2 protein-coding genes (1 of these 2 only partly in view) are annotated in these 14,527 nt (G+C 47.0%); both read right to left on the bottom strand.

Annotated elements, in window-relative coordinates:
* Positions 1–15: 15 nt before the first annotated feature.
* On the bottom strand, positions 16–13,638 hold the full coding sequence (locus MY9_RS09420) for a type I polyketide synthase (RefSeq protein WP_014664046.1): 13,623 nt from the start codon (positions 13,636–13,638) through the stop codon (positions 16–18).
* Positions 13,622–14,527, bottom strand: partial view of a non-ribosomal peptide synthetase gene (locus MY9_RS09415; protein ID WP_014664045.1) — the final stretch only. Its footprint extends 14,214 nt past the window's final position; the window shows 906 of its 15,120 coding nt (coding positions 14,215–15,120); the start codon falls outside the window, past its right edge — the gene reads right to left on this strand; it ends in the stop codon at positions 13,622–13,624. The genes MY9_RS09420 and MY9_RS09415 overlap by 17 nt, the downstream gene beginning before the upstream one ends.

The following is a 14,527-nucleotide window of genomic DNA, read 5'->3' as shown; positions in this document are numbered from 1 at the left end:
TTTCCCACTCCTCTCTTATTTGAAAGTTTTCCAAAACATTTCGTTAGAAGCCTTCGTGTCTGAATGCACTTTTTTCTGCACGTTTTGAGCCATTGATTCTGTTAAAATCGGCTGTCGATTTAATTCCGGCAAAGCCAGAGGTTTTCTTCTAATTGGACGCTCAGCCGAGTCATTCCAACCTTCTACAATGAGATGTGCATTCGTTCCGCCATCGGCAAAACAATTAATTGCCGCAGCAGGCGTTGTCTCCTTCCATTCGGCCTGTGATCTGCAGAAATACAAATCTGTCTTTTCTATATCAAAGTACGGCATATGTTCGTTACCTGACAGGAATGGAACCAATTGTCTATGTTTCAGCATTAAAGCTACTTTAATCAGGCTCGCGATTCCCTCTGCACACAATGGATGCCCGATGTTAGGTTTCACCGATCCCAGCCCTAACGGAGCCTTTGATTCAGAACGGTAAATGGATTGAATCGCCTTTAATTCAAGTAAATCTGTTACTGCCGACCCCGATCCGTTCGCTTCAAGATAGCTGATCTCTTCTGTCCTTTTGCCGCTTTTTTCAAGCGCTGTCAGCATGACATCCTTTTGCGCCTCTAGATTCGGAGATGATGGGCCTGCCGTTCTTCCGTCATTATTAATCGCAGCGGCTTTAATGACTGCATATATGGAATCTCCGTCTTCAAGCGCTTGGCTGACGGTTTTGACGAGAACCATGCCAACGCCTTCTCCTAAAATGACACCGTCTGCCCGCTTATCAAAAATATGGAATGACGGTTTGTCACATAAAAGTCCGCGTTCATGAAACATTCGATGCGCATCAGCATCAAGCAAACTGACGCCGCCTACAACCGCTGCCTCAATATCTCCGCTTCGCAGAGCCTGAATGGCCATATTCAGCCCCACAAGCGCAGAGGAACAAGCAGTATCCATGACAATACTCGGTCCCTTCAAGTCAAAAAATTGTGAGATGTTAGCCGCTAAATAGTTTTGTCCGCCAGCGACTATCGGGTTTCTTGCTTTTGAAAGACTGGCCGGATCAGGTTTGTGCTGGCTGCGGCCTCCTATATAAACACCAGCCCTCATGCCCTTCACTTCTTTCTCTGTATAACCGGCGTGATACCACAGTTTCAAGCTTTCCTCCAATACAGCCAAAGCTTGGGGATCCATCGCTCTGACATCGTTTTCGGACATCATGAAGAAATCATGATCAAATCGGTTCATTTCCTCAATGAGGCCCGCGTAATTGGAGCTGGAGTTCCCGAATCGGTCAGGCGGAACAGGTGTAATCGCGGACCGTCCTTCACGTATTAAATCCCAGTATTCTTCAAGAGTTTCCGCTCCTGGGAACCTGCAACTAAGACCGATGATGGCGATGTCCTCAGCAAGAAGTGCCGTTTTCTCATGGCCTATCTGCTGCGCCCGCTGTTCTGGCACCGGCTTTTGCTTCATTGCTGATTGCGGCTTGACAGGTGTCTGTTTCTCAGGAACAGATGGTTGTAAAACAGCTGCTATGTCATATTTCGAAATGAGCCAGTGTGCAAAGGATTCTATTGTCGGATATTCAAACAAAATTGACGGATCAATATCTCCATTTAATTGTTCGTTCATCTGCTGTACCAGCTGGGCCAATATAATTGAATCAATTCCGTATTCTTGGAAAGGCTCATCCGTTTCAAAGTCTTCTGCAGCTATCTTCAGTTCTTCTGAAAAAAGCGTTACGAGCCAGTCAACTGTTTCAAGAAACACGGTTCGAGTGCCGGCCTGCTCTTTCATCTCAGGATGCGAAAGAGCTTCGGCAGGCAGTGACGGCTGCATCAGCTTGTCCGGCTTCCAAACATTTTTATCTGGAACCGCCGGCAGCACGACAGCATACTGTCTGTCAGATAGAATTTGGTCAAGCAGCTGTAATCCCTCATCGTTTGTTAAACTGATCAATCCAGTTTGTTCTAAAGCTTTGCTTCGGACCTCACCTAAACCGGTCTCCTTCCAGTTAGGCCACTGAATGCTTACAATGGGACATTTATCTCGATGAGCCTCTGCAAAATAATCCATAAAAGCATTTGCCATCGCGTAATCAGCTTGTCCTGCTGCTAGGGCAGGAATCGCCGCTGAAACTGAGGAAAACAAAGCAAAAAACGCCAATGGTTCATCATAAAGCAGGTCAAACAACGTTTGCAGACCTTCGACTTTCGGTTCAAGCACCTGTTCGATCTCTTTTAGTGATTTTCTGATAAAAGCCGGGTTTTGTTTGTTCACCATCCCGGCACAATGGATGACTCCGCCAATCGCCCCCATTGTTTCGTGTATTGTCTTCAGGCTCTGTTCGACAGTAACCCTGTCTCCCAGATCCAGAGAAAGCACCTGAACTTGCGCACCCATGTCTTCTAGCTCTTGAACGGCTTTTATTTTCTCGGCAAGCGAGACAATGTTCACCGAATTCCACTGGTCTCGCGGCGGAAGCTCTTCACGGCCGATAAGCACCAGCCGCTTAACGCCGTATGTTTTTACAAAATGCCGCGCACACAGCAAGCCTAGGCCTCTTGTCCCGCCTGTAATGAGCAGAACTTTGTCTGTTGAAAACGATACTTGCTTATGACTATGAGCGGCTTCTCCTGGCTGCTCTGCCAAATATGCGCGATATCGCTGTCCGTTTCGATAACAGACTTCTGCTTCTGTGCTTTTGGCATAAAACTCTGCTGCAATCAGTCTGGCCAGCTCCTCAAGAGAGGCTTCGCACTCCATATCTGCATGTCTTGAAGTAAGGTGGCTGTACTCGCTTTGAAGCATGCGGTATAAACCGGCCCGCGAAGCACCAGACAAATGAACAGCGTCATTTGCATAAGCCTCCAGCCCCTTTGTTACACCTAAGATCGTCAAATGATGCTTGCTTGTACGTCCTTGCTCGATCAGCTTTTGGAGCCAGTTTATCCAGCCCAAAGACTTCTCGTGGCTCGTTCCGCATCCGATCAGATCGATTGCTCCAGCAACGTGTTCATAGTCCGTAGCAGACACCCGATCCAGCTCTTGACTGTCAAATAGACGGTATTTCGAGAAATACGTCGAAAGCTCTTCCGCTAATGCCATTGTCTCCTCATTTGCCAAAATGGCGACGGTTTGATTCGTCATTTCTGCCGGTTCAATCGGACAAGGCTGCCACTGTTTACGCAGAAAGCAGCGCTTTGGCATCAGTTCGGAATGAGGGAGTGCTGTAGCAATGGTTTCGAGTTCACCTTCTTGAGTTGGCAGCCAGTAATACTCTTCCGCGAACGGATAAGCAGGCAGGCTGATTCGCCGAGGCGTGTATTCTCCATAAAGCTCATTCCAATCTATCTGCAGCCCTTTCACCCATAGTTCCGCTACTTTCTCCAGCCTTTTTTTCTCTATCCATGTTTGCAGCAACGCTTTGGCATCGTGATCCGTTTCAAACAGTTTGATTTCGCTCTTTTTCGTTTTCACGTGAGCAGCAAATATACTGTTGTTCTGCATTTCAGCAAAATAATCATCTAAAGCTTTGATCAGCATTTCTCTCGAATCCGCCAAAAATGCCAGCCGGTAATCCATTGCTTCCCGGCCCGTCTGAAGTGTGTATGCCATATCCTCCAAATTGATATCTTCATTGGCGGTTACGAAATCTTTCATTGATTCCGCATAGGCCTTCAATTGCTTCTCTTTTTTCGCTGAAAGTACAAATAATTCTGAGCGGTGCTGCTTTGTTAATCGATCGTTCCTCTTTTCAGGCTGGTATTCCTCTATTACGATATGGGCATTCGTTCCGCTATATCCGAAAGAGCTCACACATGCTCTCCGTGGTTTTCCATCAGCCGTTTCCCAAGGCTTGAGCTCCGTATTTACGTATAAAGGAGAATGCTCAAATTGAAAATGCTCATTCGGTGTCTTGAAGTTCAATGTTGGCACAAGTGTTTTATGATTCATGCACAATAACACTTTTTGAACCCCGGCTACTCCTGCAGCCGCCGATGTATGGCCAATATTGCTTTTGACGGAACCGATTGCGCAAAACTGCTTTTTGTCTGTTTTTTCTTGAAATACGGCAGACAGGGCTTCTAACTCAATTGGATCGCCTTGTTTTGTTCCTGTTCCGTGCATCTCGACATAACTGATACTCTCAGGATGTATGCCGTATGTTTCATATATGCCTCTTTCCAGGTCCATTTGGCTTTTCGCACTCGGTGCTGTGATTCCGTTTGTTTTCCCGTCCTGATTAATACCCGAGCCAATGATGATGCCATAAATATGGTCACGGTCCGCTTCTGCATCTTTCAGCCTTTTCAGAACAAGCGCACCCGCACCCTCGCCGGGCACAAAACCATTCGCGCCATTGTCAAAAGCTTTACATTGTCCATCAGGTGAAAGCATGCCGGCCTCACACATACTGATGTAAGATTCCGGCGTCAGATATAAGCTGACACCACCGACCAGCGCCATATCAATTTCTTTGTTTATAAGTGCCTGGCGCGCTAAATGAGTGCCGACCAATGAAGATGAACATGCGGTATCAATCGGAATCGCAGGCCCTTTTAAATTTAGAAAATACGGAATACGCGCCGCTGCGATCGCAAAGCTGTTTCCGGTGGCATTTGTTCTTGACTGCCGATTCAGCATGACCCCGTATTCATTGCTCATAATGCCGAGATATACGCCGCATTTTTTCTCATTTAAAGTTCTGGCATTATACCCAGCGTCCTCAAAGGCTTTATAGCCTTCCTGCAAAAAGATTCGGTGCTGCGGGTCCATCAGTTCAGCTTCTGACGGCGGAATATTAAAAAACAATGGATCAAAATGTTCAATATCATCAAGCATCCCCATTGATTTGCAGTAGACTTTCCCTTTCTTGTTGAGGGCAGGATCATAGTATTTGTCAACATCCCACCGTGATGTTGGAATGTCCCGAATGGCATTCCTCGCATGAACCAGGTTATCCCAATACTCTCTTACATTACGAGCACCCGGGTATCTTCCCGACATCCCGACAATCGCGATCGCATCCTCCGGGCGGTCTTGACGAACAGAGACTTGTTCCTTCTCAAGTTCTTTCTTTATAGGATGTTGAACAGACTGTAGCGGTCGCTCTGCCGGATTTGGAATAGATGGCGCTGCTGGTTTTTGCTGCGTTGCTTCGGTCGGGACAGTATGCTCTATCTTTCTATCATGATGAGTTCCAAGCTCAGACTTTAGCATTTCGGCAAAATCACGTATCGTTGGATAATCATATACAGTGGTCACTGTGAAAGACGTTCCGTACTGCTTGTTCACCGCTTTTATCCATTCGAGTCCGGTAATCGAGTCCATTCCGATATCTATGAACGCTTCGTCAATATCCACCTCGTATGGCTCCATGTATAACACGTCTGCTATGCTTTCCTTCAATTTTTCATGCAGCGTTTCAATTGCTTCCGTATATTGTCTTGATACAGATATTTCTGCCGCTGCATATTGAACCGTTTCTTCAGGTTCTTCTTGCACTGGCTGATGTTCTAACGGCTGCAATGATATATTAGCCGGTTTAGCAGCAGGCACAGCTGCTTTTTGTCTGATTGGCGGGTACGTCTCCGTTTGTTTTTTCTCCCTAGCGTGTGGACTTAACTCACGTGCTAAGTAAACAGCGAATTCACGTGTTGTCGGATAATCATATACCTTTGTGACATTTAACGATGTGCCATACTGTTTATTTATTGCTTTTATCCATTCGAGCCCGGTAATCGAGTCCATTCCGATATCTATGAATGCTTCATCTGGATCAATCTCGTTTTGGTCCATGTACAGCACTTCCGCTAAGCTCGCTGTCAGTTCATCGCACAAGGATTCCGCTGTAATGGTCTCTATTTCTGTATCTGGAGGAAGCTGGACTGCTGAAGGCTGCGGTTTACCCTGGTCTGCTGTTAAAGGCTGTAGCGTTATATTGGCAGGCTTGCCGCTGGCTTCTCTGGCTACAGACAGCTTTGAAATAACGGGCTGTACCGGAGCGAATGTCTCTACCGTTCTTTTTTCCTCAGCCTTTGCATTTACGTCTATCCAATAGCGATCTCTTGCGAAAGGATAGACGGGTAAACTGATGCGCCGCGGTTTTTGGTCCTGATAAAGCGTGCTCCAGTCGATTCGCAAACCTCTTACCCACAGGTCTAAAACCTTCGCGTATTTTCCTTTCTGCAGCCATGCCTCAATTGTTTTTGACATATCTTCATCAGCAGCAAAAGCAGCAATGGCTTCTTTGTTGCGCTTTACTTGTCCGCGATAGACATATTCACGATTTTCTGTTCCCGAGATACATTCATTCAGTTTTTCTTCAAGCTCCTGCATCGTTTCCACAACGAACGCCAGCCGTTCGTTCATCGCTTCCCTTCCGACTTGCAACGTATAGGCAATTCGGTGCAAATCTGCTTGAACATATTTTTGTTTCCGAATGGCATCCAGCAAATCTTCCGCGCGTTTTTGAAGTCTTTCCTCATTTTTTGCTGAGAGCACAATGACAGCTGGCTGCTTCCTCGCTTGGGAACGTTCCTCCACAAATTCCGGAGCATACTCTTCTATTAAAATATGGGCGTTCACACCCCCGGCACCAAATGAAGAGATTCCTGCGATTCTCGGTAATTCGATGTCTTTGTCATTGACACTGATGATCGGCCTCTTCCACTCTTCTAGCTCTTGCTGTACTTGAAACGGTGAGTTAAGGAAGTCAATATTCGGATTCAGCACGTTTGAATGCAGGGATGGCGCAAGCTGCCTGTATTTCATTTGAAGCAATACCTTCGTTACTCCTGCGATACCTGCCGCGCTCTCACAATGCCCGATATTTGATTTGGCTGACCCTATTGCACAAAATTGTTTATCATCGGTTTCTTGCGTAAACACTTTGGACAGCCCTGTGATTTCAATAGGATCACCGAGAGAGGTTCCGGTGCCGTGGGCTTCGATGTAACTGACTGCCCGCGGGTCAATCTCCGCTTCCACAAACGCCTTTTTGATGACATCTGCTTGGGCATTCGGGTTGGGAACTGAGTACCCGTTTGTTTTTCCGCCGTGGTTGATGGCAGTCCCCTTAATGATTCCATAAATGTGATCACCATCTTCAATGGCTTTAGACAATGGCTTCAAAAGCACGGCTCCAACGCCTTCTCCCGGCACATAGCCATCTCCGCCCTGCCCGAAGCTTTCACACCGGCCTTTGCTGGACATAAATTTGTTCTGCCCAAGCATCAAATATTTATTTGGGTGAATTGACACATTCACGCCGCCCGCGAATGCCGCCTCACACTCTCTGCGCTGTAAGCTTTGGCATGCCAAGTGGATAGCCGTTAAAGAAGAAGAACACATGGTGTCTAAAGCAATACTCGGCCCGTGAAAATCAAAATAATAAGATACCCGGTTCGCGATGGATGATGGATTTCCTGTTAAAGCCAAAGACCGTCCCCGCACCTGCTCTTGTGCCCCGTACAGCTGATATTCTTCGTACATGACACCGACGTAAACACCGACGCTTCCGCCAAGCTCAGCATCACGCTTACGGCCGAGGTGTTCTCTTGTATAGCCTGCGTCTTCCATCGTTTCATACACGCACTGCAAAAATAAACGCTCTTGCGGGTCCATTAATTTGGCCTCACGCGGCGATATATGGAAGAACTGCGGATCAAACTTGTCTACATCCTTTAGGAAGCCTCCCCACTTGCTGTAGGTTTTTCCAGGCTTGTCTTTATCTTCATCATAATAAAGACTGTGATCCCAGCGATCTTCCGGAATTTCAGTAATACAGTCTCGACCGTTTCTCAGGTTTTCCCACAATTCATCAATATTGTCTGCCTGTGGATAGCGGCCAGAGATACCGATGATCGCGATTTCTTCCGTTTCCTTTTCTCTTAACTGCTCCTGCTCTTTGCCTTGCAAAGGAAGAAATCCAGACTTTCTTGGGGTAACTGAAATTTCTTGTTTTTCAGGTTCTGGTTGTCTTTCAACAGAAGCTTTTCTTGTTTCAATTCCCAAGATGTCCAGCAATTTTTCTCTGTGGGAATCAATAAAATACCGTGTTAATGACCGAATATCCTGATATTCAAAGAACAACGTCTTGGACAAAGAACCGAATCCTTTTTCTAATTGACCCGTTACATGCATGATCATGATAGAATCGATCCCGTAATCTTCGAGAGGAGCTTTAGCATCAATCTGGCCGGCTGGCAGCTTGATCACCGAAGAAAGCACCTGTTTAAAATAGTTCTCGGCTTTTTCTCTCAGTATCTCTTCATCGGCTTCCCCGATCATGCCTGCTTTTTCTGCCTCCTGATTGAGACTTGCTTTTTGGATATTGTGAGATTGGCCCATGCCATGTCCCGTTTCATGTAGAAATGCACAAATCCGATCAGTAACACCGGAAGCAACTAACACTTGCGGCTTTCCAGACGACCAGCAATGATATAGCGCCTGAATCCCACGATCTGTTTCCATGGCCACCATGCCTGTTTCGCTTTTCAGCATTCTTGCAGTGTCCGCATCAATTTTCATGCCCCCGTCTTTCCACAGCGGCCAGCACACTGAAAGAGTCTTTCCGTAACGTTTGTGAAGTTCCGCTTGGCCATTTCGATATTCGCTGAATGCATTCATAAATGCATTGGCCATTGCGTAATCAGCCTGTCCCGCGCTTCCTACCGCTCCGGCACCGGAGGAAAAAAGAATAAAGAAATCGAGCGGAACATTTTTCGTTGCTTCGTCAAGATGAATCAGTCCGGCTACCTTTGGAGCGAGAACGGTTTGAACCTCTTCTTTCTTTTTCTTCATAATGAAATTATCTTTTATTAAACCGGCGCTATGAATGACGCCGTCTAAGTCGCCATAAACGTTTTGGATCTCTTTTAATAAAGTATCAACCGCTTGTTTCTCGGTCAGATCTGCTTGTCTGTAAACCGCTTGGATGCCAAGTTTCTGTAAGGCTTGAAGCTTTTTCTGTTTTCTATCATCAAGCGGAGAGCGCCCTGTCAGGATCACAACCGCGCCAGTCGTTTGGTTTGCGATTTCAGTTGCAAAGATAAATCCAAGACCCCCTGCACCGCCTGTGATCAGATACACGCCTTTATCCTTCCATGGCATGTCAGTACTTAGGTGCACACCAGACGCTTCTTTCCACCTGCTGACAAATCGCTTTCCTTGCCAGTGGCGGATATGCGTGTCACGCGGACAGCGTCTGTTTTCCTCCAATATTTTGAATAGGTCACCAGCTGGCATCCCGGTTTCTATTTCAATCAACTGCCCTGTCAGTTTTGGATTTTCCAGTTCAGCCGTTTTGAGCAGTCCCGTTAAGCCGCTTAATAGCTGAGGCTCTTCCAACGCAGGCACCGCCACTTGAATGAATGTATGTCCCCCTGTATTTGAGTGCATCAGCTGTTTGATTTCTTCAAATAACTGTATGGCATAACCTTCAAACCGTTCATCAATTGCCTCAGCATCATGCTGCAGAACTGTACAGTCAAGATGATTTCGGATGCTTTCCATTTGTTCTCCAACATCACAGACAACGACTTTATACGTGTCGTACTCTATGAACTCTTGCTTCTCTGCAGCACGTTCTTCCCAAATGTGTTCGAACAATAGCGTGTCAGTCGCTTCAGAAGAATCTTCATCATCTGTTTCTAACACTCTTGCAGAATAGCCTTTCAACCGCACGCAAACCTGCCCCTCTTCATTGCATAAATCGATATCGAGCTTCTGCATACGAGCCCCAGCTGTACTTCCCTCGCTATATGTGATCCGCGCCCACATAGATGCCTCGCAGCCTTTGAAGATTTGGACATCCTGTATTGCAAAAGGCAACATTGCCTTTCTGTCTCCTAAAGTATCTTCTCCCAGCCTCAAACCGATAGATGCTTGAAATGCCGAATCTATCATGCTCGGATGCAGAATATAATGGTCTTCTGTATCAGAAACTACAGGAGGCATCGTCAATTTCACTAGAACTCCGTTTTTACCGGCATATAGGCTGTCGATCGCTCTGTGGCTGTCACCATAGTGAATCCCCATTTCTCTATAAGCCTCGTAGCAATCAAAAGGTGACAGAGTCCGCTCATGATAGTCTGCCTTCAGTTCTTCAATGTTGATGACCGGATTTTCACCCGTCTCACCAAGCACTGCACTTCCTTGCCCGTATATAATCGGAGAGCTCTCTGTGTTTTCAGGGGCCCGGCAGATTTCAAATGCAATCTCCCCATTGTCCTCAGGATATAGACGTATGTCTATGTCTTGCTGCTGTTCCGTGAAGGCAAACGGCCGAACCCAGACGATGTTCCGGAGCTGGAACCCTGCCGGGAACTGATCCGCAGCTGCCCTTTCCACAGCTGCCCGAACCATCTCCAATAATGCCGCGCCAGGTAAAACGCGTTCGCCCTTTATGACATGATCCGTCAAGAAAAATTCACGTCCTGTAAACGTTGAACGAAAGCGGACACCCGATATGTCGGACACATTTTGATGCAGGAGAGGATGCAGGATGTGTCGCTTCTCCTTTAAACGATCAGTCTTTTTCTCCGCTTTCGGCACCCAATAACTCACCCTCTCAAATGGGTAAGTCGGCAGGCTGATCCGCTTTGGTTTGTTTCCGTCGTAAAGCAGATTCCAGTCAACACCGGATCCTTTCGCCCACTGCTCCGCAATCTGATCGAGCTTTCTTTGCTCCAGCAATTTATGTACCGATTCGGCAGAAAGCGATGATTCGCTTCCTCGTGACACGCGGCCCTTCCAGGAATGCTGAATGGTATCTCGTCCTTCTATAAAAGCCTTCAATTGGTCGCTCAATTCTTGAATTCCGGATGCTAAGAAAGAAACTCGTTCTTCCATCGGTTCACGGCCTACCTGCAATGTATACGCCAAATCTCTAATCAGAATCCCATCATGAAGAAAATCCAAGAGACGTTTTGCATATACACGAAGACGTTCTTGATTACGCGCAGAAAGCGGAATTACTGCGGACATGTCAGAATCTGAGGACAAAGAAACGTCCTGCTCCGCTGTTTGAGGAATATATTCCTCAAGAATAATATGTGCGTTTGAACCTGTTGCGCCAAAAGAACTGATCCCCGCCCGCCGCGGATAAGGGACGTCTTCCCCATTCTCCTTGATAACAGGCTGCTTCCACGTTTCTGTTTCATGCTGTACATAAAATGGAGACTTTTCAAAATCAACGTACGGATTCAGTTCTTCGGAATGCAAAGAAGGCACAAGTGTTTGGTGATGAAGCTGAAGGGCAACCTTGCTTAAACCGCTGATCCCCGCGGCGGATTCGGCGTGCCCGATGTTTGACTTTACAGAACCGATTGAACAAAACTGCCGATCCTGCGTATATTGGCGGAACGCCTTCACTAATCCCTGTATTTCGATTGGATCTCCTAAGGACGTGCCCGTTCCATGAGCTTCCACATAACTGATCGTCCGCGGGTCAATTCCCGTTTTCTCCAAGCATATCTCAATCAGATCAGCTTGAGAAACAGGGCTCGGCACTGAAATGCCGCTGACAGTGCCCACATGATTCACAGCACTTCCTTTAATAACTGCATAAATGCGATCTCCGTCTTCCTCCGCTTGTCGCAAAGGCTTTAATAAAACCGCGCCTATACCTTCGGCCGGCACATAACCGTCCCCACCCTTTCCAAACGTACGGCAGTGTCCGTCAGTGGAAAACATATCCCAGACCCCGTATGTCATATATTTATTCGGGTGCAAAGACAGGTTCACTCCGCCCGCTAACGCGACATCGCACTCACCGTGGCGTATGCTTTCCAACGCCAAGTGCACTGCGGTCAGAGAAGATGAACATACCGTATCGACCGCCATACTCGGACCGTGAAAATTGCAAAAGTAAGAAACACGGTTGGCGATTTGCGCATAGTTGAGCGAGAGAGGAAACACATTTTCTGCTGATGCTTCTTCAGCTCCAACTAATGTATAATCCTTGTGCATGACGCCGGCAAAAACGCCTACATGCTGCCTTTTGTTTCGTCCTTTAGGCTTGGCTAACGTCTTTGGCGTATAGCCCGCATCCTCAATCGTTTCCCAGCATGTCTCTAAAAACAGCCGCTCCTGAGGGTCCATTGTCTCTGCTTCTCTCGGCGTGATTCTGAAAAATTGGGGATCGAAGCATTCGGGATCATCAATAAATCCGCCCCATTTGGAAATGTCCTTACCCGAAGGAGATGTGATTCCTTCAAAGCGCCGCCAATCCCAGCGCGATTCAGGGATCTCACTAATGCAGTCCTTCCCCTCTTTCAGATTTTTCCAAAATTCATGAATATTGGCTGCCTTCGGATACCTGCCCGCCAAGCCGATTATCGCAATGTCGCCTGCTGCCTCGATAGGTACAGCACGAGATTCTTCAACAGTCTTACGATCGTTTATTGTGTCGGAAACGCGTGCTCTTTCATTCTGGCCAAGGGAACCAGCGGCACTAAAATGCTCAGCATATTCCTCGGCAAGAAACGCTGACAGCTCAGCTATGGTGGTATGCTCAAACAGAAGAGTCGGCGAAAGGCTCTCACCGATCTTATCACTGATCGTTTCTACCACCTCAAGCAAGCCCGATGAATTCAGTCCCATTTGGTAATAACCGACCTGTTTTTCAACTTGTTCTATCGGCTTATTGATTTTCTCTGCGATTAATTGACTTACGAACTGTTCAGCCCCGCTATAGGAATCTATGGAAGAAGATACCGCGTCAGCAAGTTTATCACGCTCAGCAGTGTCCGCTCTTGTCATCTGGGTCTCCTGTGCATCTTGATGTTTTCCGCTAATCAGCTCCGCTTCTCGCACCAATTTGCTTGTAAAGTTTTTCAACTCAGCCACTTTTTCTCCCGATGCATTAAAAAATTCAAGTGTTACATAAATCAGCTCTTTTTCCCGCCGGACGGAGGAGCGCTTAATTCTCGTCATGCAATCCGACTGCAAAAGTGCAGAAGCGGAAAAGGATTCATAGAACAGAGGCAAATACAACCTCTGTTCTCCTTTAAGCAAAGATGTGAGCAAATGATTGGCACCCACCCCGCTCCCGTCTATGAGAGTCGGGTGAAACATAAATCCTTCTGCGTGAAGCATGGCTTCCGAACCGAGAGAAAGCTCAAGAAGGACGCCGTCTTCCTCTTCATAGATGCAGCCACTTGCTTTCATATATTCGCTGTGCACCAATTCCTGACGTCTGCATTGTTCATATACATCATCAAGCTGAACAACGTTCTGTGCAGATGCTTTGATTTGACTGAGATCCAGTGTTTCTTCAAATATGGCTGGGGAGTCTGCGTACATGTCAGCCTTCATATAGAGCTTTTCTTCTGAAGCTTCTTTCCCATCACGTTTTTCAATTCCCTTGGCTGTGATTTGCCACTGTCCTTCTTTTTTCTCCGCGCATTGGATAGTAAGAACAATTACTGCATCCTGTTCAGCCGTTAATGGCTGATAGATGGATAAATTGCGCAGCTGAAGCTCTGAGCAGGAGAAGCCGTATTCTCTAAATATCTGGTAGATTATATCGATATAAGCCAATCCCGGCAGGACATTTTGTCCGTAAACCACATGGTGATAAATAAACGGATTTTTTAACGATAATGTGAGTTGTTTCGTTATCTTTTTCACGTTAGACCTCCACCTCATAAGTATCCCATATGTTTGCCGCAGTCATTTTCGAAGTCTCCGCTTCCAGCTTTGGCTCGCCTGGCGAAAGCATTCGTTTCTTTAATTGTGGAGGCGATATTGGACTCCGCTTGATCGCGTGTTTTTCCTCTTTTCCCCACGCCTCTACGATGACATGGGCATTCGTCCCCCCATCGGCAAAGCAGTTAATGGCCGCCGCAGGCCGTGAATCTGTCCATTTTTCCTGGGCTCGGCTGAACGTGATGTTCGCTTTCTGTTGATCGAAATGCGCCATCTCTTTTTCACCTGATAAAAATGGGACAAAGCGGCGCTCTTTCAGCATCAGCACAACCTTAATAAAGCTGGCAATCCCTTCAGCACATAGCGGATGCCCGATGTTCGGCTTGATTGAACCGAGAGAAAGAGGCGATGAGTGACTGGAACGGTACACGGATTGGATCGCTTTTAGCTCAAGGAGATCGGTGACGATTGAACCTGACCCGTTTGCCTCGAGATAGCTGATGTCCTCTGGTTTTTTTCCGCTTTTGGAAAGCGCATCTTTCATGACTTCCTTTTGCGCCTCCAGATTAGGTGTTGCAGGCCCCGCCGTTCTTCCGTCATTATTGACCGAGGCCGCTTTCACAACAGCATATATGGTATCTCCGTCTTCCAGCGCCTGTTTTACGGTTTTTAGCATGACCATTCCGACGCCTTCACCTAACACAACTCCATCAGCACGCTCATCAAACACATGGAAGGATGAATGCTTGCTTAAAATGCCGCGCCGATCAAACAGACTGTGAGAGGCATCAGAGTTCAGCAAGCTGACACCGCCGACTATGGCGGATTGAATTTCTCCGCCACGCAGCGCCTGAATGGCCATATTCATGCCGACCAAAGCTGATGAGCA

Source organism: Bacillus sp. JS (genome assembly GCF_000259365.1).
GTDB classification, from domain to species: domain Bacteria; phylum Bacillota; class Bacilli; order Bacillales; family Bacillaceae; genus Bacillus; species Bacillus stercoris.
This window is presented reverse-complemented; position numbering and strand designations above follow the sequence as displayed.